Genomic DNA, 23,936 nt, shown 5'->3' on the forward strand with positions numbered 1-23,936 from the left:
ACGATCGCAACAACCCCACTACGAAGGAGCACCACATGCCCAGCACCACAGTCGCCGTCGGATCCTCGATCGGTCTGCACGCTCGACCCGCAGCACTGATCGCCGACGCCGTCGCCGAAGCCGGCGTGGACGTCACCCTCGCAGTGGCCGACTCCGAGCCCGTGGACGCAGGTTCGGCCCTGATGATCATGACGCTTGGTGCCACCAAGGGCACCGAGGTCACCGTCAGCAGCGACGACCAGGCAGCACACGACAAGGTGGTCGCCCTCGTCGAAGCAGACTTGGATGCCTGACCAGACTGTTTGGCCAAGCGCCTAACGAGAACGCATCGATCGCCGGACGGTGAATCCCACCGCTCCGGCGATCAGCACCACACCGGCAGCGACGGCCGCTCGGAATGTCCATTCCGAGTCCGTCGCTGTCGGCGTCTGTGCCGACTGCTCGGGAACGACGGTCGGCGATACCGGCTCCACAGCAACAGGTTCGGGGGCAGACATCTCGAGATCGACCGCGTCGGGGACCCTCAGGATCGGCGGAAGCGTGGCCTCCGCGGATCCGAATCCGGCCTCGGATGCGATGAGCAAGGAACCGTCGTCGGTGAAGACCGATGCCTCACCCTGCGGCTGATCGGGCAACGCCACCACGGCGCGAGGCGCTGTCGGATCGACCAACGCCGACGCGATGTCCCCGTCCGGCACGCGGAACAGGTAGGCGTCGGTGTAGGTGCGCACTGCGGCCACGGCACCGTCGGCGCTCACCGCTCCCCCGGTCGCCAGTATCGATCCGACCACGAACGGCGGCCCACCGACCGTGTCGGTCGCCGTGAACGCCAGATTCCCGACCTTGCGCATCGGCGTCGGGCCAGGGCTGGACAGATCTGCGACCGATTGGTCGGCGGCGGGTACGTACACCCCGCTCACGCCCGAGAGATCCTTTGTCACGATCACCGGCCTACCACCGGGCTCGATCAGTATCGTCTCGGCGTCGTGCGCGCCGTCGGGGTAGGTCAATCGGTACAATTCGCCCCCGCCCGAGGCCGGGTCCATTCGCGTCAATGCCACTGTGTCGCGGCGCATCCGATTGTCGCCGATGTCCGCCAACCACAGCGAGCCGTCGTACGACGTCAGGTCCTCGACGTCGTACGGGTCGACGGGCACGTCGATCCATCGCGTGACCGCGCAGTTCGCATCGAGTTCGGCGACCCGATCATCGGCTCCGCTGTCTCCGATCACGTAGAGGACGCCGTCGATCGAGGTCAGCCCCGACAACTCCGCGAGTCCAGGATCGATTGGACCACAATAGGTTTCGGTCTCGATCGGTGCACCCGAGGCGACTCCCCCGAATGCGGCGGCCGAGGCCACGACAGCCACGACAGCACCACGGGCCACCAGCCGTGGTCCCACCACCGAGGTCAGACGCTGGGCACGATCGCCGTGAATTCGACGAGCGCCGCCGCAAGCGATTGCGGCACACGAGCTTCCACACGCGTGCCCTCTTCCTCGTGGGCCGTCTTCACGATCCGGCCGTCGGTGTGGATTCGCGCGACCAGATCACCACGGGTGTAGGGCACGAGAACATCGACCAACACGTCCGGCTCGGACAGGATCTCGGCCAGATGATCTCGCAGAGCGTCGATTCCCTCGCCGGTCTTGGCCGAGACGAATCGAGCGCCGTCGAGCAGCCCACGCAGCTGAGTCAGTTGAACCGGATCGGCAGCGTCGATCTTGTTGACCACCAACAACTCCGGCGGCATCTTCGCGTCCTGCTCGCGAACCACCTCGGTGATCACCTCACGCACGGCCTTGATCTGATCGATCGGAAGAGGATCCGAACCGTCGACCACGTGCAGCAGCAGATCTGCATCGGTGACCTCCTCGAGCGTCGAGCGGAACGCCTCGACCAACTGAGTCGGAAGATGCCGAACGAAGCCGACCGTATCGGTCAGCACGATCTCGCGACCGTCCTCGAGCGTCGACTTGCGCGTGGTGGGATCGAGGGTGGCGAACAGAGCGTTCTGAACCAACACACCGGATCCGGTCAGCGCATTGAGCAGACTCGACTTGCCTGCGTTGGTGTAGCCCACGATAGCGATCGACGGCACCGTACCGCTCAGGCGCTGTTCGCGTTTGGTGTCGCGGGCCTGCTTCATGCCCTTGATCTCACGGCGCAGCTTGGCCATGCGCTCACGGATGCGTCGACGGTCGGTCTCGATCTTCGTTTCACCCGGTCCGCGCAGACCCACACCACCATTGCTGCCTGCCCGTCCACCGGCCTGCCGCGACATGGATTCGCCCCAGCCGCGAAGCCTGGGCAACATGTATTCCATCTGCGCGAACGCGACCTGCGCCTTGCCTTCTCGTGAGGTCGCGTGCTGGGCGAAGATGTCGAGGATCAGCGCGGTGCGGTCGATGACCTTGACCTTGACGACCTTCTCCAGCGCATTGAGCTGAGCAGGGGTCAGTTCACCGTCGCAGATGACCGTGTCGGCGCCGGTCGCGAGGACGATGTCGCGCACCTCCTTGGCCTTACCGGAACCGATGTACGTCGCGGCATCGGGCTTGTCACGTCGCTGCATCAGCGCTTCGAGCACCTCCGAGCCGGCGGTCTCGGCCAATGCAGCCAGTTCGGTCATGCTGGACTCGGCCTGCGCGGCCGTGCCGGTGGTCCAGACTCCGACCAGCACGACGCGTTCGAGCCGCAGCTGCCGGTACTCGACCTCGGTGACGTCGGTGAGCTCGGTGGACAGGCCGGCCACTCGACGCAGCGCGGTGCGGTCTTCGAGCTGCATGTCGCCGGAGGACGGGGAATTCTCGTCGCCCAGCGGAGACCGAGCCAGTCGTCTCGACCACGCGTCGGACTCTTCACGGGTCCAGGCGGATTCGGTTTCGGGAGCGCCGTCGATGTCGTCGCGACCGTCGTCGACCGGCTCGCCTGCAGGGGATGTTTCATGTGAGTTCGTCATACGAGCTCCATGATCCACGAAAAGCCCAGCGTATGCACGCGGGTTTCGGTCCACGTGGGTGCCGAGGCCTGCGCGATCGTCAGGACTGAGCCTTCAGCCACCGGTCGTCGATCTCGCCCCGGGCCAGCAACACCGACGGTCCGCGCAGAGTGGCACCGACGTGATCGATGTTCACACGCACCCGACCGCCGAGCACACCGACGCTCACCTCCCCTGTCTCGAGGCCCTCGTAGGACAGCGCCGCTGCGGCCGCTGCCACGGTTCCGGTGCCACACGATCGCGTCTCCCCGACGCCACGTTCGAACACACGCATCTGGACGGCACCGTCGTCGAGCCTGGTCAGGATCTCGACGTTCGCACCGTGGGGGAAGAACTCGGAATCCAGTGTCGGCGGTTGGGACAAGTCGAGCGCGCCGAGAGATGCGCGTGTCAACGCACCGTCGACACAGGCCAGGTGAGGATTGCCGACGTCGATTCCGATGCCCTCGTACGTCCCGCCCGCGAGGGTCGCCGAGCTCGAGCCCATCAGCGTGACGTCCCCCATCGCCACGGTGACATCGGCGTCGGTGTCGTCGAACGAGTGAACGGTCACAGCGCGAGCACCGGCACGCGAACCCACCACGAACTGGTCACGTTGTTCGAGGTCGTGCACCCGCAGGTAGTGCGCGAACACCCGCACACCGTTGCCGCACATCTCGGCGATGGTGCCGTCACCGTTGCGGTAGTCCATGAACCAGTCCTCGTGCTCGACACCCGGCGGCATTCGGTCGAGTACGCCTGCATCTCGGAGCACACCGGCCCGGGCGACGCGCAGAATCCCGTCGGCACCGAGGCCCTGGCGTCGATCGCACAACACCGACACCGCCGACCTGGTGAGTTCGAGCTCGGCTGCCGGATCCGGCAGCACGACGAAGTCGTTCTGAGTTCCGTGGCCTTTGGCGAATTCCATGGTCGCGAGTCTACGGGCGTACGGCTAGGAGGGGTCGATCGCGGACAGCGCGTCCGAGGTCAGCGTCGGCGAGGTGCCGTCGAGCCACCGGACGCGTTCGTCGCGACGAAACCAGGATCGCTGGCGTCGTACGTAGCGTCGGGTTCCGATGAACGTCCGTTCGCGTGCGTGCTCGACGTCGTAGTCCCCCGCCAGCACGTCGAGAGCCTGCGCGTACCCGATCGCCCGTGACGCGGTGACGCCCTCACGCAGCCCCAGGGCGAGCAGCCCTTCCACTTCGTCGAGCAATCCGGTCTCGAACATCAGCCGAGTGCGCTCGGCGATCCGCTCGTCCAGTTCGGCCGTGTCGCGGTCGACTCCCAACACCACCGTGCCCCAGCGAGGTGCACCGATCTTCGGGGCCGATGCCGCGAAAGGCTGCCCGGTCAGCTCCACCACCTCGAGCGCTCGGACCATGCGCCTGCCGTCGGTGGGCAGGATCGACGCGGCAGCCTCGGGATCGGCGGCCGTCAACACGCGATGGATCTCCTCGACGCCGTCGCGTTCGAGGACGGCTTCCCATTTCGCTCGAACGACGGGGTCGGTGGCCGGAAACGCCCACTCGTCGAGCAACGACTGCACGTACATCATCGATCCGCCGACGATGATCGGCCGCGAACCCCGCGATCGAATGTCCTCGACGTCGGCGACCGCAGCCTCCTGGTAGCGGGCGACGGTAGCGATGTCGGTGACCTCGAGCACATCGAGTTGGTGGTGCGCAATCCCGCGCCGCTGCGCGACGGGCACTTTCGCGGTCCCGATGTCCATCCCCCGGTACTGCTGCATCGCGTCGATGTTGACGATTTCGCCGCCGAGTTCCTCGGCCAGATCGAGAGCCAGATTGGACTTTCCTGTGGCAGTCGGCCCGATGACCGCGACCGGTGTCGTGGCCGAATCGCTCGCCCCGTCAGTCACGAGCCCAGGTCCCCACGAAGTATCCGACCCCGAAGGGCGCACCTCGGTAGAGCTCTGTCGTCGTCGTCGCATCGGCTCCAGCGAGTGCCGCCAGCACCTGCCACGCCGCTCTGCCGCCCACACCGAGCGAAGCGCACAGGTCCGGATCCAGATCCGCCAATGCATCGACGTCGGCGCTCGCGAGGGCATCGTCGATACTGCGCTGGACCCCCTCGGCCCGCTCGTCGAACGATCCGGGTGCCTTCGGAGTCAGTGTGTTCGCCCCGTCTGCCAGCAGCAGAACGCCCCAGGTCTCCGCCGAGGCGTCGAACTCTCGGCGCAGCTGCTCGCCGAACTCGGCGCACGACCCGGGGCTCGCATCGGCCGCGATCGTGCGGACCTCGACCGCAGCGTCGGGCGCTGCCACCCCGCGCAGCCACCCGGCGATCAGAACCGCCAGCGGCAGGTCCGGATCTGCCGCAGAGTGCGCTGCGCCGCCGGACAGGCTCACCACCACGTCGACTCCGAAGCCCCGGAACGTGCCGACGGTGGCCGTGCCGTAGGTGGACGACACGCGGTCGACGCCGACGGCGATCCAGCGGTCGACCGTCGACGCCAGATGGGCGGTCGCGTCGACGGCGGCAGTGCGCAAGTCGGCTGTCCGGGCCGCCCCCGCGCCCATCAGTTCGGGGACCAGCAACGGTGGAGAGGGCACCAGGGCCGCGGCACGAAACACGAGCACCACGCTAGTCGGTGGCGCGACTTGCCCCGACGAGTCCACCTCGAGACGTCTGAGCTGTTTCAATGGTCCGATCGGTCGTCACCTAGTTCAATGGTGTCCAGATCGCGATTGAAGGCAGCCGTGACGCGCGGCAGAGATGAGGAACAATGACCGACCCGAACGCCGGCACTCCCACCACCCCAGAGGCTGCATCCTCGGATGCACCCGCCCAGACCCCCGGTGCGACCGCGCCCGGTGCAGCGAACCACGGCGGACCCAAGCCCGGAGGTGGACCCAAGCCCGGCGGTGGACCGAAGCCCGGTGGAGGACCCAGGCCCGGCGGCCCGGGTCCCGGCTCTCCTCGTCCCGGCGGTTCGGCCGGTGCCAAGCCCCACCCGACCCCCTCCCACGTCCCGACCGCGATCCCGACGGTCGCGCCTGCGAGCGACCCCAGCAAGTTCGGCAGAGTCGACGACGACGGCACCGCATGGGTGACCACCGCCGACGGTGAGCGGCAGATCGGGTCCTGGCAGGCAGGAGACGCGGCGGAAGGACTCGCCCATTTCGGTCGGCGCTACGACGATCTGGCCACCGAGGTCGCTTTGCTCGAAGCTCGATTGACCTCCGGTACCGGCGATGCCAAGAAGACCAAGGCCGCAGCGTCCGCGTTGTTGGAGAGCCTGCCGACCGCTGCTGTGATCGGCGACCTCGATCTGCTCGCCAGGCGACTCGACGCGGTCGTCGAGCATTCGGACGCCGCAGCAGCGGTGGCCAAACACGAAAGGGAGCTCGAACGCGCCGAGCACACCGCGCGCAAGGAAGCCCTCGCCGTCGAAGCCGAGCAGATCGGTAGCGAATCGACCCAGTGGAAGCATGCGGGCGATCGGCTGCGAGAGATCCTCGACGAGTGGAAGACGATTCGCGGGGTCGACCGCAAGATCGACGATGCCCTGTGGAAGCGGTACTCCAAGGCACGGGAGAACTTCAACCGTCGCCGCGGCGCCCATTTCGCCGATCTCGATCGTGAGCGCGGTGCGGCCAAGACTCGCAAGGAAGAACTGGTCGAGCGGGCCAGAGCCTTGTCGTCGTCCACGGACTGGGGACCCACCGCAGCAGCGTTCCGCGATCTGCTGGTGGAGTGGAAGGCATCCGGCCGTGCCCCACGCGATGCCGACGACGCGCTGTGGAAGAACTTCAAGGCCGCACAGGACGTGTTCTTCGCTGCCCGCAACGCCGCGGCCTCCGAGCGGGACGCCGAGTTCGAGGCCAACGCCGAGGCCAAGGAAGCCCTGCTGGCCAAGACACACATAGATCCGAGCAAGGACCTCGATGCCGCCCGTTCGGCACTGCGCGACCTGCAGGACAAGTGGGATGCCATCGGCAAGGTTCCGCGCGAGAAGATGCAGGAACTCGAGGGCAAGCTGAGGGCGATCGAGAAGTCCGTCCACGACGCGGTGGAGGCCCAGTGGCGTCGTTCGGATCCCGAGGCCGTCGCCCGCGCCGCCCAGTTCCGCGAGCGGGTGGCTCAGTTCGAGGATCAGGCCGCCAAGGCGACCGCAGCAGGCAAGACCAAGGATGCCGAGCGTGCGCTCGCACAGGCGCAGCAGTGGCGCGAGTGGGCCGACGCAGCAGAGAGCGCCGTCGACGAGTTGTGATCGACCGGCACTCCTGACCGGGGGCGGCCGATCGGACCTACGGGGCCGAGTGGCCGTCCCACAGGCGCAGCTTCTGTTCGCCCGACGCGGCGGCGATGCGCCGCTGCTCCTGAGCTGCGAGCTGGGCGTTCGTCTTGTTCCACACGGCCTTGAGCCAGTGGAAAGTCAATGCGATGACGGCGATCCAGGCGATGATCAGGCCGATTCCCGGTCCGGCACCCTGCAGGTTGTCCGGCACGGTCTGCCGCGTCCAGATCGAGAGCATCCCGTACACCGACGACACCGCACATCCCGCGAGGGCGGCCCACGCCAATGCCCAGATACGGGTGACGAGCGCGAGCACCGACATCACCACGCCGAACATCAGCACCAGCACGACGAAGACGCGTGACGGCAGCGCGATGGACTCGGCAACTGCGGCTTCTCCACCCGTGAGCACGTCGAATCCGCTGGCCGATCCGGTGTGCGGCAACGCGAACGTGACCAACAGGACCAGCACCAGCCCGGCCACGACCATGGCCCGCGCTCCCGGGTCCAGTTCCGTCATCACCGCCCTCTCCGTTCGCCCGAGTTCCTCGGCGGATCGAGAGGGTACGACGCGATCGGGTCCGTCTGTGTCTGTCATGCGGTGCATCCTGTCTCTACCGGTAGCGGCGCCGGTGCGCCGATCGAGGGAAGTCCGAGGCCGACGCCGATCGGTGCCGTCTTGGGCATCACACCGCGTTCGTGGGCGTCTCCTGCTGCCGTACGGCGATGCGTGAGCACGCCGGCGTCGGCGATGAGGTGGTACGGCGCAGCGGCCGTCAGCGTGGTGGTGACGACGTCGCCCGGGCGGATCTCGCTCACGCGTTCGGCGTCGACTGCGAAATGCACGAGTCGGCCGTCCCTGGCTCGCCCGCTCATCCGATGCGTCGCGGCGTTCTTGCGACCTTCACCGGTGGCGACGAGCAGTTCGACCTCGGTACCGATCAACTCTCGGTTGGCAGCGAGAACGATCTCTTCCTGCAGAGCGATCAATCGCAGATAACGTTCTTGCACAACCTCTTTGGGGATCTGATCGGGCATCTCGGCGGCAGGCGTTCCCGGCCGCTTCGAGTACTGGAAGGTGTAGGCATTGGCGAACTTCGCCCGCCGAACCACGTCGAGCGTCTGCTCGAAGTCCTCATCGGTCTCACCGGGGAAGCCGACGATGATGTCAGTGGTGATGGCCGCGTGTGGCATGACCGCGCGCACCTTGTCGATGATGCCCAGGAACTTGCTCTGCCGGTAGGACCTGCGCATCGCCTTGAGGATGCGATCCGATCCGGATTGCAGCGGCATGTGCAGGGTGGGACAGATGTTCGGGGTGGACGCCATCGCCTCGATGACGTCGTCGGTGAACTCGGCCGGGTGCGGAGAGGTGAACCGCACTCGCTCGAGACCATCGATCGAGCCGCATGCGGTCAGCAGCGATGCGAACGCGCCGCGGTCGCGAGGCATGTCCGGATCGGCGAACGAGGCACCGTACGCATTGACGTTCTGGCCGAGCAGCGTCACCTCGAGTACACCCTGATCCACCAAAGCCTGTACCTCGGCGAGGATGTCGCCCGGCCTGCGGTCGATCTCCTTGCCGCGCAGGGCCGGGACGATGCAGAACGTGCAGGTGTTGTTGCAGCCCACCGAGATCGAGACCCAGCCCGCGTATGTCGATTCGCGTTTCGCCGGCAGGGTCGACGGGAAGGCCTCGAGGGATTCGAGAATCTCGACCTGTGCCCGTTCGTTGTGCCGGGCGCGCTCGAGCAACACCGGCAACGACCCGATGTTGTGGGTTCCGAAGACCACGTCGACCCACGGAGCCTTCTCGACGACGGTGCTGCGATCCTTCTGCGCCAGGCAACCACCGACCGCGATCTGCATGTTGGGGTTTCGCGTCTTCGCGGGCCGCAACATGCCGAGGTTGCCGTACAGCTTGTTGTCGGCGTTCTCGCGCACCGCGCAGGTGTTGAAGACGACGAGATCTGCGTCGGTGCCTGCGTCGGCCGGAACGTAGCCCGCTTCCTCGAGCAGCCCGGACAACCGCTCGGAATCGTGGACGTTCATCTGGCAACCGTGCGTGCGCACCTCGTAGCTGCGGCTCGACTGCCGTGTAGCTTCATCGATCATTATTGACACGCACCAGAGTATCAGTGGTCAGAAACAGAAATGCCCCGGTCACATGGACCGGGGCACTCTGCAAGCCAGTGTTACCTGGGCTTTGTCGTGATCGTCACCTTACGGATCGGACCGGGAACCGTGATGGTCTTCTTCTGACCCGGCTTGATGGTGATACGCCTCGTAGTCATGCGCTCACCCCGGAATCGAAGAAGGATCGTTGCCGGGGGCGATGGTGTCTTTCCCCGAAATCGTTCCGTCCATGTTGTGGATGACAAGCTCTCCCCCACCCACAGCCTGGAGACGCCTGCGAGCCACGTTGATGGCATCGGCCTTGGTGTTCTGACGGTCCGTCACGGCCCCGTTCAGTGTCACCTTCCACGTCGTTGCGAACGACTCGTACGTCACGTGCGCTGAATTAGCCACGATCTTCTTCTCTCTACCTCCAGCATTACTGAGCCGAACCGACCAAGGTGTCTTGATTTTGCCAAGGTCGTTGGAAAGAGTTACGTTGGCTAGGAACCCTAGGAAGTTCAAGCCGCAGAGCCTCGTTCCAGTCCGACTCCCGGATTTGGACCGGGGCTTTCGGTGGTTTAAACACTACACCTAGTGTCCGACATCCCCCTACAACACGAGATGTTGCGAATCACATGCTTGGTATTCACTGGTCACGGCATTGCTTGTCCAGCTGAAAAACTGGCCCTCAACCGCAGGCCGTAGCCAGTTACATGTATCCAATATCGTTTTCGGTAAGGGAGATTTTCGTTTGGCCTTTGGCCGCCCCTATAGGCCATTCATGGTCATGTCACCGATGACGGCCTCCTTGTAGAACACGGACACCCGCCCTTGCGGTTGGCGTTGAGCACAGTTGTCGATGGTGCCCCACAAGCCCTGTCATGGGACACCACCGACCGCAGCTACTTCTCTCTGGCGATGACTCCGCACAAACCGATTGCTGCGATGAGAACACCTGTGGTCACATTCGGTATCTGAGCGGTGAAACCGACTGCCGCTAGGAGATTGACGGTCTCCATGATTCGGTTTCTTGTCGGTGGCCTGTGGTCTTCTGATGGTGGGTCGGTAAGCTGGCTCAAGTGAAGCCCTCCTAGAGATGGTTTCGACAGTGGCACCGGGTGATCGTCATGTGGAGTGCAGGTCACCTGGTGTTCCACAACTGTAGGCGGTGGAACCGACAGAATTTTCGTAGCTGCCAGTATGTCCTTGGAGGACGTGACAGGTGTGACGGATGCGACCAAAGTAATGTTGCGTACTGCACCAGGTGTAACCACCACATGGGGATGTGCCAGAGGAACACCCGGTGCACTTAAGATTCGGGCATGCTGCTAGCTCAAGCGCCGGTTCAAGAAATCATTGTGAAGTCTGCAACGCCCTGGTGGACCATCGGTTCTGCTGTGCTCGTTGCCCTCATCGGTTGGTTTGTGATTCACCGGACCAGCAAAGCAAGGGACCTAGAGAATTGGCGCAGGACCACGATCACAAGTGCTGCTGCTGAGTTGATCGAAAAGTCCGACTCGTACAACTTGACCAAAAAAAGTTTGCTCAACCCTCCGTTCCCACGAGGGGAATCACTGCAAGGCCAACTCGAAATAATTTTCGCAGCGCTAAACGAAATGAACTCAAAAATGACCACTCTGCGCATATGCGGGGACGAAGTGGTACATGCCAAAGCCAAAGAAATCTATGAATTCAACAAAACAGACGGTGGCAAGGACATCATTCCGTTCATTAGAGATTACCTTAAAGACCCGAGGAAAAGTCTCGACTCCATAGCAAAAGAAGCACCGAAATATAGGCACGATACATCACAATTAACTCAGCTGCATAACCAACTAATCCAAGCAACGCAGATTGCAACAGGTGTAAAAAAGAAACGAAGCATCAAGTCATGACAAGTGCGGACGGCCCTTGCAACCAAGACGAATTCTGATTGCCAGTATACATCGAAGCAAAGATCATGATGAGACACAAGGTAGCAAATCAATACTTATCCGCGTATCTATCCTGATATCCGGTAGAAACGACCGTCTCAACGACTGGCGTCCATGCAACACCTGATGATTCTCTCGTAAAGTACAGCTCTAAACGAACATGATTATCGACAAATGACCATTCCATCTTTCTGATGAAACAAGTATGCTGCTCGTTCTTCCAGATAATCTTGACCGCATCGAAGATGTCAAACTCGGATAGACCCTTCAAATCATAGAATTTGTCAGGGATAATCATGACTCTAGAAATCTTGTTCTTCGCTAGAACATAATCGTCCATGATTGCATCTGCCCAATCGTGACAACCTGGTCCTAGTTCTTCATTACTGATGTCTTCCATCTTTCCTGTCCCGCGCACAACCTTCGTACGCAGAACTAACCCGCTGATACGGCCTCATCCCATTTCTTGCCACCGCACCCCGCCAGGTACAACTACATCCAAAAAAACTCTGACCAAATTCACACCAGATCGTTGGTTACGCTCCCAGATGCACCGGGTGTAACCACCACATGGGGATGTCCGGAGGAACCTTTGGTGCACCGCTGACGGATAGGCGCAGTGACGGCTGACCGGCATTGCTCTAAGCTCACCTGGTGTTGCCCTTGCGCCTCTTGCTTGCCAACTACATTGCCGAACGGTGGTATCTCGTGGATCAGGAACTGTTGAGAACCATCGGCTTATTCGTTGGCCCAGCGCTCGCTGCTGTCATCGTCATGGTGGGATGGAGAAGAACACATCGTGACGCTCTGGAACGTGACGCGAGGACGCAACAGACTGCCGCTGACCGCGACCTAGAAAACTGGCGTAGAACGACCGTTGTTGACACCGTAATCAGCCTCTTGCAATTGTCCCAACTACGGCTTGACTCAGTTCGTGAATATGGTGAAGACCGAAGTAAATGGATAGATTCCACGCGAAAATTGGAACATCTTTATCTGATACTTGTTCTAGCTGTTCCCGATACCCTATTGAGATATCACGCTGACCTGCTGATAGAACCACACCGTAAGAGTTTGCAAGAATTTCTCGCGCCGCCCAAACCGAACGATCCTTTCATTAACGTTAGACGCGACGCCATCGCATACATGAAAGGCATTGACCATGATCTTCTGCAACGAAACCTCAGAAATGAGGTGATGTTCTTCCTGGGATCAAAAACTCGAGAGGAACTGGAAACCGATAATGGCTAATCGATCGTGACATACGACGTACCTAAGGGACGGTTAAAAAATTGCACAGCAAAGCCAAGATTGCAATACTAGTAGCGCCAATCGTAATTTTGTCGATCTCGACGGCAGTATTCATTGTGTCGATTGCACATTGGGACTATCCGACCGTCATAGGCGCAATGTCACCTTGGCTGACGCTATTCGGCCCGACGTTAGCCGCTGGACTTGTCTATATCGGCTGGACACGAACACACAAGGATGCATCTACTCGCGACTTCGACAACTGGCGTCGGACAGCTCTACTCAAACTTGTTAGTGATCTGATTGCGCTGTCAACAGAGAGAAACCGACTTCTCATCGAAATGGCCGATTCGATCCCCATGGGTGGAGGTAAGAAAGTACCTCTAGATACAGACACCAGTTCACAGGTGTTCAATATGGCAACCATTGTCGAGCAGATGAACCTTCTCGACGAGACTGTGAGCAAGAGCGCAGCACTTATTCTCAGAAAGCATGAAAAATCAGAGAATGCGGTGCCGTCGGATCCTAGCTTATACGAACAGATAGCCTGTCAAATTGTCAAACCCGATTCACTTAAGATGGCACATGGTGTGCTTATGGGCGTCTTCAACAACAGGCTTGGCAACAAGAATTCCCATGCTTCGATCGAATACCGATCTCTGATAAGTGAACTTGAAAAAAACGGAACAATCTGATTTTATCTGAATGGGATACATGAAGGCTCGACCTCAATCTCATCAAACCCATAACTGTGCAACAACATGCGTAAACCTCTGACCTTTTCCTCGGTGTTCACACCCGGCCCCACCGTAATACTCTTGATCGCTACCGCCGGATCAAAATTCAGGTCAATATAAGGCACCATACCGAATTGTTCGGTCGGTCGATAGTGAACATTATGCTTCTCCGAAAAGCTAGATACCACGTGACGCCATTCACGTTCGTCCTTAAAGCCCGCATGCTTGATTTGCGCTACTTGATCAATACCGACGATCCCGAACACGAGATTTCCGAGGTCGTTCGCATTGTTCTCCAATGACAAACCTCTACCTTCGAGCATTTCAAGTACAATTTGTAAGAACGACTCAAACGACACCACAAAGCGGTTAGCCAAATCGTGCTGCTGATGCTTCTGGTACAAAACAGGGTATAGAGCTTTATTCACCTTCGATTGTTCCGAGTCGTCCTCGGTCTTCACACTGAAATTGATACCATCCGGTAACCGTCGCGGAGCGCTCGTAAACTGGTACGTGAACTTCTCTACTTGCTCACCGTGGAACCCGATAGAGTATCCATTTCCGCCCGTGTAACCACGCCATTGACTTAGGGAATCTCCATCCTCCGAAAAGCAAGCAGTGTAGACCGAAACATCAACGGTAGCTTCGATCCCCTCCAGCCACTGGTCGATATGCAAAATCAAGGCTCGTCCGAACTTCTTTTTAGTTTCGTCCTCGCTGACCAGATAGTAGCTTTCCATATAGCTCTTGAAGAGCTCCAACCCGTACTTAAGCTCTAATTTATCGTTCAAGAATCTAACTTCACTTGCCCATAGGCAATTACTCTTCAATATGCCATGGAGGCCGTACACGTTGGTGTAGTGATAGAGATCCGGAATGGTTTTTTTAACAACTGGCTCTGTGTCACCCATAACGCGAGATTACCAGAGCGTTGACTAGCAGACGTCGAAGTAAAGATCACGGTAGCTCTCGGCTGGCACGATGGCTGGTGTCCATGCCACACCTGACGTTGCTCGGCTAAAGTACAGCTCCAAGCTCACATGGTTGTTAGTCACGGTCCACCCTATCTTTTCCGATGAAGCAAACCTATTTATTCTTCCATACGACATTGATGGAATTAAGATTTTCAAGCTCAGACAGAAGCTTCGTGTCGTAGAAGATATCAAGAGTCATCTCCACTCTCGATCCTTTTTTCGAGAACGTGGCGTAGATGGTCTACATAGCGCGGTCTGGTCTGCGCTCCAGTTGCTCAAAGTCCGGCCAGTTTGATTTTGATGCCTACTTCTTCTTCGATGATCGCGATGGCTCGGGGTGTACTTTGCATCAAAGCACGATCAAGCCATGGATTTGGCCCTACCTTATGCGGGCCGTACGACCCCCTGGCGAAACCCCCGTTATGTTGGGCAGCAACATAGATGCCGCCACCGTGACTTGTACGGCCTGGACCGCCTGCCGAAACCGAAGCCTGCATGGCTGTCGACTTGAGTCTGTGACTACCTTTCAGGGCTCCTGTGAACTCCGGTGCCTCATTGATGGCGTTATCGAACATGAAGGCCCCAATGCGGTCGAACGCTGAATTGAACTGACGCACGCTTGCCCTGAACTTTGCGAGCTTAGTAATAAGTTGGTCTCGACCTTTGACCGCAACGGAAATCGCAATGGCCATTACAGATCTACTGCTTGAATATTTAATGTATTGCTGAACGCAATGTTTGATGCAAGTAGTCGTCCACCGTTTTGATCCACCGCGACAAAGCTTGTCACCTGCACATCATCCAGTTCTTTGACCACGAACAAACACTTGCTTGTCAAGCTGTTCAGATGATCCAATGTTGAATCTTTGTCTTCCGGTCCTGCGATAATGCTCAGATTGAACGTGACCATGATGTTGAAGTCGTTTTTTCCTATTGTTGTTTTCACAACGTCGATGTAATTCTGAGCTGGGTACAATTGGACATACGGTGGAGCTTGCTTTCTCATTCCCCCCGCGAATACCGTAACACCGATAGCTTCGAGTTCATCGACTATCTGCTGCTTGTACTGAGTAATGTTCATCAGAACCACCCAACGAACTTGCGCAGTATAGGATATGCATAATGCATTGGATCTTTAGGTCTGGCGGTAACGAATGTTCCATCCTGACCATATTGACCAGATGTGCTGGTATCCCTGTTGTCCGCGTAGTAAAGCTGTTGCCCGATACCCAGAAGCACCGACACATATGTGTTAGCTGGAATCTTGACCTTGCGAGCACCCAACCACTGATCGAGTAAGTCGATAGCTGTTTGAAGATTTCTCGACAGATCTGCATCCGATGTCTCTGCATTGGCACCGATGAACTTACGGAAATCCGCAATGGTCACAGCGCTAGAGACGTAGAGTTCGGAATAAGATTCTACGTATGTGTCGGTACTCATCATCAGGTCCAAGTAACCTTTGCTACACCTTTGCCGTCGAAGACGCCTGTTGCCAAGAATCCAAAAAGGCTGCGTAGTTCTGTAAGGTTCACAATGTTTTCGTCGCTCAATTCAAAGATTGAAGACTCCCATACAAGCAACGCTTCGTTGCTTACAACATAGAAGCTGTTAGCTGGAAGGTTTGGACCTGATACAACTGGTAGACCTGCGATATTTGCGGATCCTGCTGCACCTGGAACCACTGTGCCCGCTGTGTTGGCAGAAGCGTTTCCGTCGATGCGGAACAATGGACGACCTGATGTATCGTTTGAAGTCAACAGAGTCTTGTGAACGTCCCTGGAAACGATAATATTTGTTCCAGCAAGACCGCGTGAGTTGTCCTCAATCGCCATAAGTCCGTCTTCAACGGCTGCAATCCAACCTGATGCTGCTGATGTTCCTGTGATGGAACCACGAACTACAACGTTCAAGTTCGCGTTAGCGATACCTGTAAGAGTCGCTGCAACCTTTGCCTCTGTTGCCTTTGCGTACTCAACGCTCATGTGCTTAAGAGTTGTGTTAAGTAATGGTGCTTTACCGAAACGTAGCGCCTGGACAGATAGCTCTGCGTATCCGCCAAATGTTTCGATTGGTGCTGAATCAGTTGTGATCGCTACCTTGTTGAAAGTAAGCGGCTCACCTTCGGCAGTCTGCTTTGCAACTGTTCCTGTACGAGTAGATACCTTCGCATACTCGATTGTTGATCCTGAGTCACCGGGAATAGCTTCGCCACCAAAGATTGCTTTGATAGGACGACGCTTCTCGATGAAGTTGAGTTCCTTGTCTACCCAGATTGGACGCAACGCATTGTCTGCTGTTGACCCACCTGTATATGCACGAACCTGTAGTGCATCTCGTGATGCATCTTTGCCGTTGTACGCTGCCACTACAGCATCGGCCAGAGTATCGCTTCCGCGAATTTCTGTTACTTCTCTATTGTCTAATACACTGAATTTACGATCTAGCTCAGTAACAGAATCACGTAATCCTGCGACCTCGGTAGAAAGATTGTCACTTTCTGACATAGCTTTTTCATCATCTTCTTTCTGTTTGTTTGATTCGCGGATTTCTATTACCGCTGCCCCGGCATATGCGGGACTTTCTACTAGACTTACTTCTTCTAGCGAAACCTTTGTTCTGACAACAACGTTGTCAATTTCTTCATGCTCCACCGGATTGAAACCGATAGAGAAACTTCTGATCTTCCCTGAAATTGCATCAGAAAGAACTTGATCACCTTTGGCACTTCTGTAGATCTTTGTGGTTACCTCTAAGCCTGCATCTGTTGATACTGCGCTGAGGATAGAACCAATACTCAAACCGTTACTGGTGTGATCGTGTCTGTAATAGACAGGCGCTTCCGAATGATCGGCTATTGCACCTTTGGCGAACTTCTCTTTGTAGCTCGTGACCCCGCGAATCTCCGCAACCTGATCCCAAGGCACCGCGATGCCTACAATCTCACGCTTATCTGCTCTGACTTCTACTACTTCTGAATCTCTAATCTCCATTTTCTGTTGGTTGTTCCTTAGTTTTATTGTCCTGCTCCACCGGCTCAGCGGCCAATGGTTCTAATCCTCGAGTAGCTCTTACTTCATTAGGTGTCACAACTTTGTTTCTGATGTCGATTGCTTCGGCCCGACGCTGAGCCAACGGATCGAGACGCAATAGGTCTGTCTCACGCAAGCTTGCTACTCTGCGACCCGGCAAAAGGTCAGTGAGATGACTTTCGATTTCCAAGATGTAGTTGAGTAACGTCCCTTGCAGGAATCTTGCATTGGAGTCCTGCAAGTTCTGATATGTTGTCGAAGACTGTGTTTGTGCTTCCATAGCCTCTGCCGGAACACCCAGAAGTCGACAAAGCTGCAAATTGACTTCGTGCAAGACTTCAATATATCGAGTGGAACCGGGATCAAGATTGATCGATTCGTAGCTGAGTCCACCTGGCAACACCGCTAGCTGCTGATTTTCTTTGATGAACTTGATGAAGCCCTGAGCCGCATCGTTCATGTCGTCGATATTGATCGAATCGGTTGTCTTCAGCACCCCGCGTGGAGTAGTACCCGAGAACCATTGCTCCGAGTACTGTTGAAGCATAAGAGCGAACCTGAACACCTGTGGTGCTGCCTGAATGGGACCTATGCCTCTTAGCTTGCCGACAATAGGTAAGAGCTTGAGATGACGAATCGAGTCCCTAGGAATCTCTGTCTGACCGATGTAGTAACGAACCTTGCCGTTGCGCTTCTCGATCTTAACTTCTTCCGGGTCCAGAACCTCAAGAGCTGTGGCCTCATTGCGACCGTTGCGAGTGATGCGCCAAAACGCCTCACCATGAAGAACCATTGAGCTTACGGTCTCCTGCACAAACGCTTTACGGCTTTGAAAAGGATCTGGCCTGTTGATGAGGCTCGAATTCTCGATCTTGCGATCGTCCAAGAATGTTTCGACCTCAAGCTCTGAGACAAGAGTCGACAGATACTGCACCGCTCGAAAGACAATATCGATCTGAATTAGTTCGTTTGCCTTAGGCAGATACATACTGGAATGGCTGGGTGGAGTGACACCAGATAGAGGGTCGTAGCCCTCTGGTAACTGATCTTCTCTAATCTGCATTGGGGTTATGTTTTCTAACCCGAATAGTCTTTTAATTGCGCCCATGATGTTATCTCTATTATAGCATTATTAGGCACTAATTGTTTGAAGTTTGTCTCTACTTCTGCTATTCGCGTAATGAACTGCCATAGCCATTGATTTGATTGAATCGATATCAGATGGAGAATCTTTGGTGCTTATTTTGTACCCGTCCCCCGACGCAACCGTGAGGGCTACGGCACGTTGCTTATGCATCACCGGATCATTCTTGTGAACCAGACGGTTGGTAGCTGCAAGAGAGAACGTCACCGATGTGGCCTGTGCGAGCTGCTGCACGTTGTAGAACTCAACCGGTAGGTGGTACTTCTCCCTGAGGTTGACGCGTAGTTCCTTGAGAGTGATCGCGTCCATGACGAAGATTCCCCTGTGACTGCGGTAGAGCTGTCTACAGACCTCCGTGAGCCTGTCAGTAGTTGGATTTCTGATGGTTGCGACAACTTCGGTATGAACCTTGCCCTCGACCAACGTGGCAGCAACTATGGTGGCGTAGTCCCAGTGCTCCGTTCGGTCAATGGCGAACACTGCTCCCCTACGTGAATCGGCCGGCACTCCCTGACCAGCACTTTTAGTCCACATCGCCAGTGGTAGGAACAGATTCTCCGCCTGACCGTGACGGCCTAGCACATACCTGCTCCACTCGTAATCGGGCAACGAGCCGTTCTCCTCTAGAACACGCTCAAACGGGATACGGCCACACTCGACAGCCGGGTTAGCTGCTGCAACCATCTCGTACGATCTGAGACCGTGATGCTGGTCCAGAGCTTCGGAGGCAAAGTACTTGAAGTAGCCGAAACGCTCGTGAAGCCCTTGCATCGCCTCTGTGCCGTACTGCTCCAACGTGTGCAGGAGCGTAGACAGCTCATCCCCTGCACTAGTGATACCCACAAGGATCGAGTCATCCTGAGCTGTGAGACCGATCTTCATGTTCGAGTAAACGGATGGATCGAGCAAATGAACCTCGTCCACCACAATGGCAATGTTGCCATCTGCATTGAAAGGTATGGACTGCAACGACTTTGGTTGCACCGTGGCATACGCCTTGAGTTCCGCGTAGACAGAGTTGTCTTTGGGTCTGAGCGTTCTCGACTGCCTGTTGATGCTGTGGCGGCTGCTGAGGGCTGGAATCTGGTTCATCGGCAAGGTGACGCGCTCGAACAAGATCTGCGCCTGCTGCACCGATGAGGCAACACACCCCATCTTGGTGACGTTGCGACGCTTCGCTGACTTCATGTACCCGAGCCACATCAACGCACCCAGAACCGTTGTCTTGCCCACCTGGCGCGGTATCTCTATGAGGACACCTTCGCGGTATCGCAGCTTCCCCGCTAGACGCTCATCGGCATGATCATCGGGATACGTCTCCAGCACTGCACGCATCAGCCATATTTGCCACTCATCAAGCCTCTGACCTGGCAACATATAGAACTTGTTGACACGCTCAATATCCTCAGCGGTGAGCTTGGTCGTGAAGCTATGTGAGAGCGGCTGTGTGTATTCGGCAGGCAGAAGCATCTAGAGAAAATCCCCAAGAGCTTCGACATCTGGATCGACCTGCTCAGCAAGCTCTGCGGCGAGCTTGGCGTCGTGCTGGCGCTGGCGCTCCTCTGAGACCATCTTCTGTAGTGCGGTGAAGCTCTGACGCCACTCCATCGTGATCTGCCCCGACGTTTGACGGTTGCCCTGGGCTTTTCCGTCCAAGGTGGCTGCTATGTGATAAAGCTGCACCACCAACGGGAGGCAATCATCATCGATGAAGTCTTTGTTCTTATTTGTGTACGCTTCCAAGCTTGATTCATAGCTCCGAAGCGTAAGTTTCTCCAATTTGTCATTATCTACTGCTTTGGCTGGCATTAATTCATTCAATTCCTTTCTATTTATTGGTATATGCGCTGAAATGCGTCAATTTACGTGAATAACGCGTGCATAATATGCATGCGCCTTTGCACGATTCTGCATGGTCCATGCATACTTCTTTTGACGTTTGCCCTTGACAACTCATGGAAGGAAAGACGCTCCGCTCTTGGGTCGCTACGTCTCCTCAAAAAAACATACCCACCCATAAATGTATGACTATGCAGTCCCATGCATGACAGATTTGCTCCATGCATTGCAGCGCATGATCATCCATACGCTGCTTCTCAATGCAATGTCTCTCAATACTTCATGCTTTCATCACGCTATCTTTTGCTTCATTCATCGCGTATCCAAGTGCCATACTGTTTCAGCTCTCCATCTTCGGATACATAAGAGGACACAATCTTGTGGCCAATCAATCTATCCTCGTAGTAACGCTTACGAGATATGTTGGTCTCGTGCATTTCGAGGGCCTGCTCAAGAGTTGTGCTCTTCTCCCCCGCACGACGCGATGCCTCTTCGTATGCGATGCTTTGACCTTCTGAGTCTGGCTCAACCTCACGCTTAACAACACTGATGGTGTGTATGGAGCTGGTGTTCAATTTATTCAACGCCATGATTTGCCCTTGATTTCTTTTACATTACTGCCTATCTTGTGCTCTTTACTCATTATCTATTCCTTCTTTCAATTTATTTAAACTATCTTCTAACTATTCTATTTCATTTACTGTCATTGCTTCATTCTTTCCTTAATGTAATCAGAAGGAAACCAGTCGTGGTTATACCAAGTGTTTCTGTGCTCCCCCGCTTCCTTGGCACCCTTGGAAAAATTATGCCTCGCACACATCGCAACAAGATTGTCTTCATCCCAGAACAGTTCGGGATATTTGGAGCTTGGTCTCACATGATCGACTGTTGTGGCAGGCGTATCGCATCCCTCGACTGCACATTCGTAGTTGTCACGAACCAGAATCTTCTTGGAAAGCTTGGTCCACTTACCTGAGTGGATACGATTGTCGCTCATGCTTTCATCACGTTGAATGCACTGACCAAACCACCACGAATACTGACATCGATCTTGACGCTGTACTTCTGTTGTAATTGCTTCAAGAGGTTGATCAGTTCGATTTCTATCTTCTCTTCATCCCCTGCCGAAACGCCCTGGGTTAACGAGATTGCTGTTCTCGCGAACTCCGACGCTTTGTTTTTCCTAACGTTAGCTACTGCCCTACAACACTCTATGCACCTGGACTGACGGCCATCCTTAGCCTTCTCGTGTTCATAGAAATCATCGAACGACTTTGACTTCTTACATCTTGAGCATGTTTTCATTATTGGACCAACACCCAATGATGAAGCAACGATCTCTTGTTCAGGCATGAAGAATTATCACACCAATGTCTTTTGCAACTGAACTTTTGAGCCAGTTCGCTGGGCATTAGCTCCTGACCCCGCGATTTCTGGCCCTATACGCCTTCATGTACTTCCGACGCTTAAGTTTGAGTGCTTCATCTGATGCATAACGCAGATTCGTTTTGTGCTTGATGTCATCAGAGTTGATTCTGTAATACTGTTGATTGTATTCGCGCACGCAATCACGGCAGTATGAAAATCTTCCATCTGCCAGATCCTTACGGATACTGAAGTCTTCCAATTGCTTTAATTCATCACATCTACTACACTTTTTCATTACTTACTAATAATACCATTTTTGAAGATAAGTTTCTTCTGGTCTATAGAAATAGGACCCACTTGAGGCAGAAACGAATTAAGGCTTGAGGGGCCCTCATTAGATGAAGGTGCCCCGCTAAGGCGAGACAACCTTAGCGGGGCGATGGGATATATAAATAATGGAAATGTTAGATCCCTATTATAGCAAATTTATTGATGCATTTCTTGCGCTTGCCTGAAACATTTTTCGATGTAGTCTTCGAGAGTCAAACCATCCCCGCCATTGTCGTAGAACCATCTGATGTACACACGTCTGTCTCTGTCGGATATTTCAACCGCATCATTCTTGACTACTGATACTGGTTCTGAGCGCTTCACTTGTGCCGGATGATTAACTACCGCCTTGAACTTCTTTCGGCCCTGGCTAATATTTACCGGGAACTGTTCAGGGTAGACGTAGTTCTTATCCTCCCCGCGCAACCCTCGTGGTGTATTGCTGACCACAACCGGTTTGTTGTACTGCGTAACCTGCTCCGGGGCCTGACCTAGGTTCAGACGCTTCAAGCGCTGCTTGAGAGACTTCGGCATCACTGCATCATCTGGTGCATTCTCTGCCCAACTCCACGCCGCCATGATGGTCTTCATGTCAGCTTTCTTTAGATTACTCACCATCTCCAACAGTTCTATGTCCTGACTGATGACCAGATCAGACGGAAACAATTCTTCATCACCTACAAAATCCATGATTACCTCCTTTCGTTTCTCGGCATTGTCGTATCGGTATTTGTCGATTATTTTATGGTAGATATGTCGAGCGTATTGCTGCGGTCTCAAATGAGGCCCTATGCCACCGGGAATCGCATCTAGCATCTCAGCGTAGAAGACAAGGCCAATGCTGACGTTGTCGTCAATCTCTGTCTGCGACAATCCTCGGTACATATTTCGGAGGATCCTTATCGGGTCCGGATCCTCCCCCGGCTGGTCGTATCTGTACTCCCACAACTCTTTTTCAGAAACTTCTGAAAAAAGTGTGCCGAAACCGCTCTGTTTTACGTTGTACTTAGTAGACGAGAGAGATACGTCGTCTTCCTCTTCATCCTCTTCATCCTCTTCATCCTCTACAGAAGGTAGGACAACCTTAGGTAGGGGAAGGTAGATGTCTAACCAGTCATCTATGAGTTCTAAAGATTCTGGAAAATCTATTAGAGCTAGACGCTTTTGGTTTTCGAGCCTCTCGATGTGCTTACGTTGTAACTTGAGGTCTACCTCTTCGCCGGGGGCATAGGAATCGTAGAAATTCTGCCTCAACGTCACCCATCGCTGCTGCAATGCATTCTGAGCCTGAATCTCTACGTTCTGAGTTGTTTTAAACTCCCAGACATCTATCAGGTCATCTTCGAGCAGATCATTCATGAGCAATCACGCTCGTAAGATGCATCAGAAATATCTACACCTAGAAACCATCGGCTGTATTGTGGCGATTCTTTTACTGCCTGTTCTATGTCCTGCTGGTATTCAATAATCATTATGGTCCTTCTTTCTTTTTTATATAGAGAAACCCCCGCAACTAGGACCAGTAGTTGCGGGGGCATGATTTTCTCTATATCTAAAGAAAGTTTTCTGCTTGTATCCTCCTGCCGCTGGTCCCGGTTGTTGAAGCTCTATGTTCAGTATAGCAAATTATTTGCCTGGATCTGGTCGCCAGTCATCATTGTCTTGATTGTAGAAGAGCGCGACAGAGTTCATTTCAGTCTCTTTTTCTCCTACCTGGATAACCAGTTTCGCAATTAGGGCACTACCTTTAATACTTCTGGCACCAGTTAGTCGTTCTAGCTCATCGGTGTCAACCTCGAAATGAAAGCTTGCAGTCCGCTGAATATCACTCATGATTCTCTATTCTCCCGTTTTGCGGGGGTTAAATATAGCATCTTGCCGCAAGATGCTATTTCCTTCGATACATAAGACAATGAACCTTCTTGATCCATCGCCACATAACCGAGCTGCATCAACTCTGAG

27 protein-coding genes are annotated in these 23,936 nt (G+C 55.7%); 5 read left to right on the top strand and 22 right to left on the bottom strand.

The features are described from left to right. Nucleotides 1–35: 35 nt before the first annotated feature. Nucleotides 36–293, top strand: coding sequence for an HPr family phosphocarrier protein (locus CH306_RS22905; RefSeq protein WP_032397893.1), 258 nt, complete (start codon nt 36–38; stop codon nt 291–293). A 21-nt stretch (nt 294–314) separates the two neighbouring features. Here CH306_RS22905 and CH306_RS22910 read toward each other — a convergent pair whose 3' ends face one another. The 5 genes from CH306_RS22910 to CH306_RS22930 all read right to left on the bottom strand — a co-directional run bounded on the left by CH306_RS22910 (nt 315) and on the right by CH306_RS22930 (nt 5,580). Continuing rightward, the gene (locus tag CH306_RS22910) at nt 315–1,370 is read right to left on the bottom strand and encodes a hypothetical protein (protein ID WP_256981242.1); all 1,056 of its coding nucleotides are present in this window, start codon (nt 1,368–1,370) and stop codon (nt 315–317) included. A gap of 41 nt (nt 1,371–1,411) precedes the next feature. Next, on the bottom strand, nt 1,412–2,962 hold the full coding sequence (gene hflX / locus CH306_RS22915) for a GTPase HflX (RefSeq protein ID WP_200893173.1): 1,551 nt from the start codon (nt 2,960–2,962) through the stop codon (nt 1,412–1,414). A 79-nt stretch (nt 2,963–3,041) separates the two neighbouring features. Then, on the bottom strand, nt 3,042–3,911 hold the full coding sequence (gene dapF / locus CH306_RS22920) for a diaminopimelate epimerase (protein WP_094648040.1): 870 nt from the start codon (nt 3,909–3,911) through the stop codon (nt 3,042–3,044). A gap of 24 nt (nt 3,912–3,935) precedes the next feature. After that, entirely contained in the window at nt 3,936–4,865 is a 930-nt protein-coding gene (miaA, locus tag CH306_RS22925) for a tRNA (adenosine(37)-N6)-dimethylallyltransferase MiaA (protein WP_094648041.1), read from the bottom strand. Then, nucleotides 4,858–5,580 carry a class III extradiol dioxygenase subunit B-like domain-containing protein gene (locus tag CH306_RS22930; RefSeq protein ID WP_179278605.1) on the bottom strand — a complete coding sequence of 241 codons (723 nt, stop codon included), beginning with the start codon at nt 5,578–5,580 and terminating at the stop codon, nt 4,858–4,860. The genes miaA and CH306_RS22930 overlap by 8 nt, the downstream gene beginning before the upstream one ends. A gap of 152 nt (nt 5,581–5,732) precedes the next feature. Between CH306_RS22930 and CH306_RS22935 the strand changes: the two genes are divergently transcribed. After that, entirely contained in the window at nt 5,733–7,220 is a 1,488-nt protein-coding gene (locus CH306_RS22935) for a DUF349 domain-containing protein (RefSeq protein ID WP_094648042.1), read from the top strand. A gap of 37 nt (nt 7,221–7,257) precedes the next feature. On the opposite strand, the gene CH306_RS22940 is transcribed toward CH306_RS22935, so the two are convergent. The 3 genes from CH306_RS22940 to CH306_RS22950 form a co-directional block, all read right to left on the bottom strand. Beyond that, entirely contained in the window at nt 7,258–7,845 is a 588-nt protein-coding gene (locus CH306_RS22940) for an Rv2732c family membrane protein (RefSeq protein ID WP_256981243.1), read from the bottom strand. Continuing rightward, nucleotides 7,842–9,362: a tRNA (N6-isopentenyl adenosine(37)-C2)-methylthiotransferase MiaB gene (gene miaB / locus CH306_RS22945; protein WP_179272748.1), complete on the bottom strand. Its 1,521-nt coding sequence runs from the start codon at nt 9,360–9,362 to the stop codon at nt 7,842–7,844. Before miaB ends, CH306_RS22940 begins: the two co-directional genes overlap by 4 nt. Before the next feature lie 183 nt (nt 9,363–9,545). Then, entirely contained in the window at nt 9,546–9,776 is a 231-nt protein-coding gene (locus tag CH306_RS22950; protein WP_179272749.1) for a DUF2188 domain-containing protein, read from the bottom strand. A gap of 911 nt (nt 9,777–10,687) precedes the next feature. Between CH306_RS22950 and CH306_RS28825 the strand changes: the two genes are divergently transcribed. Further along, complete coding sequence (locus tag CH306_RS28825) at nt 10,688–11,260, top strand: hypothetical protein (RefSeq protein WP_143545354.1); 573 nt, start codon at nt 10,688–10,690, stop codon at nt 11,258–11,260. An 88-nt stretch (nt 11,261–11,348) separates the two neighbouring features. Here the strand turns inward: CH306_RS28825 and CH306_RS22955 are convergent, their stop codons facing one another. Further along, the gene (locus tag CH306_RS22955) at nt 11,349–11,699 is read right to left on the bottom strand and encodes a hypothetical protein (protein ID WP_143545355.1); all 351 of its coding nucleotides are present in this window, start codon (nt 11,697–11,699) and stop codon (nt 11,349–11,351) included. Between the two features lie 254 nt (nt 11,700–11,953). Between CH306_RS22955 and CH306_RS28830 the strand changes: the two genes are divergently transcribed. Next, on the top strand, nt 11,954–12,550 hold the full coding sequence (locus tag CH306_RS28830) for a hypothetical protein (RefSeq protein ID WP_143545356.1): 597 nt from the start codon (nt 11,954–11,956) through the stop codon (nt 12,548–12,550). Between the two features lie 41 nt (nt 12,551–12,591). After that, the gene (locus CH306_RS28835; RefSeq protein WP_143545357.1) at nt 12,592–13,245 is read left to right on the top strand and encodes a hypothetical protein; all 654 of its coding nucleotides are present in this window, start codon (nt 12,592–12,594) and stop codon (nt 13,243–13,245) included. A gap of 2 nt (nt 13,246–13,247) precedes the next feature. Here CH306_RS28835 and CH306_RS22965 read toward each other — a convergent pair whose 3' ends face one another. From CH306_RS22965 to CH306_RS28865, 13 genes are all read right to left on the bottom strand, one after another. Continuing rightward, complete coding sequence (locus CH306_RS22965) at nt 13,248–14,198, bottom strand: DUF2971 domain-containing protein (RefSeq protein WP_094648047.1); 951 nt, start codon at nt 14,196–14,198, stop codon at nt 13,248–13,250. 338 nt (nt 14,199–14,536) lie between these two features. Continuing rightward, entirely contained in the window at nt 14,537–14,953 is a 417-nt protein-coding gene (locus CH306_RS28840; RefSeq protein WP_143545358.1) for a hypothetical protein, read from the bottom strand. Further along, complete coding sequence (locus tag CH306_RS22970) at nt 14,953–15,342, bottom strand: hypothetical protein (protein ID WP_094648048.1); 390 nt, start codon at nt 15,340–15,342, stop codon at nt 14,953–14,955. Before CH306_RS22970 ends, CH306_RS28840 begins: the two co-directional genes overlap by 1 nt. Beyond that, the gene (locus CH306_RS22975; RefSeq protein ID WP_143545359.1) at nt 15,342–15,650 is read right to left on the bottom strand and encodes a hypothetical protein; all 309 of its coding nucleotides are present in this window, start codon (nt 15,648–15,650) and stop codon (nt 15,342–15,344) included. Before CH306_RS22975 ends, CH306_RS22970 begins: the two co-directional genes overlap by 1 nt. Before the next feature lie 56 nt (nt 15,651–15,706). Further along, complete coding sequence (locus CH306_RS22980; RefSeq protein ID WP_094648050.1) at nt 15,707–17,254, bottom strand: HK97 family phage prohead protease; 1,548 nt, start codon at nt 17,252–17,254, stop codon at nt 15,707–15,709. Next, on the bottom strand, nt 17,244–18,401 hold the full coding sequence (locus CH306_RS22985) for a phage portal protein (protein ID WP_094648051.1): 1,158 nt from the start codon (nt 18,399–18,401) through the stop codon (nt 17,244–17,246). Before CH306_RS22985 ends, CH306_RS22980 begins: the two co-directional genes overlap by 11 nt. A gap of 24 nt (nt 18,402–18,425) precedes the next feature. After that, complete coding sequence (locus CH306_RS22990; RefSeq protein WP_094648052.1) at nt 18,426–19,907, bottom strand: terminase large subunit; 1,482 nt, start codon at nt 19,905–19,907, stop codon at nt 18,426–18,428. After that, on the bottom strand, nt 19,908–20,246 hold the full coding sequence (locus CH306_RS28845; protein ID WP_143545360.1) for a hypothetical protein: 339 nt from the start codon (nt 20,244–20,246) through the stop codon (nt 19,908–19,910). Nucleotides 20,247–20,584: 338 nt separating this feature from the next. After that, nucleotides 20,585–20,866, bottom strand: coding sequence for a hypothetical protein (locus CH306_RS28850; RefSeq protein WP_143545361.1), 282 nt, complete (start codon nt 20,864–20,866; stop codon nt 20,585–20,587). Nucleotides 20,867–20,979: 113 nt separating this feature from the next. Beyond that, the gene (locus tag CH306_RS28855) at nt 20,980–21,273 is read right to left on the bottom strand and encodes an HNH endonuclease signature motif containing protein (protein WP_143545362.1); all 294 of its coding nucleotides are present in this window, start codon (nt 21,271–21,273) and stop codon (nt 20,980–20,982) included. After that, the gene (locus CH306_RS28860; protein WP_143545363.1) at nt 21,270–21,629 is read right to left on the bottom strand and encodes a hypothetical protein; all 360 of its coding nucleotides are present in this window, start codon (nt 21,627–21,629) and stop codon (nt 21,270–21,272) included. The genes CH306_RS28855 and CH306_RS28860 overlap by 4 nt, the downstream gene beginning before the upstream one ends. 501 nt (nt 21,630–22,130) lie before the next feature. Further along, nucleotides 22,131–23,333 (bottom strand): hypothetical protein, encoded by a 1,203-nt coding sequence (locus CH306_RS23000; RefSeq protein WP_094648054.1) that lies wholly within the window; start codon nt 23,331–23,333, stop codon nt 22,131–22,133. Between the two features lie 267 nt (nt 23,334–23,600). Continuing rightward, nucleotides 23,601–23,807 (bottom strand): hypothetical protein, encoded by a 207-nt coding sequence (locus CH306_RS28865; RefSeq protein WP_143545364.1) that lies wholly within the window; start codon nt 23,805–23,807, stop codon nt 23,601–23,603. Between the last annotated feature and the right edge of the window lie 129 nt (nt 23,808–23,936).

The sequence above is a fragment of the Rhodococcus sp. 15-725-2-2b genome, from assembly GCF_002259075.1.
Lineage (GTDB): Bacteria > Actinomycetota > Actinomycetes > Mycobacteriales > Mycobacteriaceae > Rhodococcoides.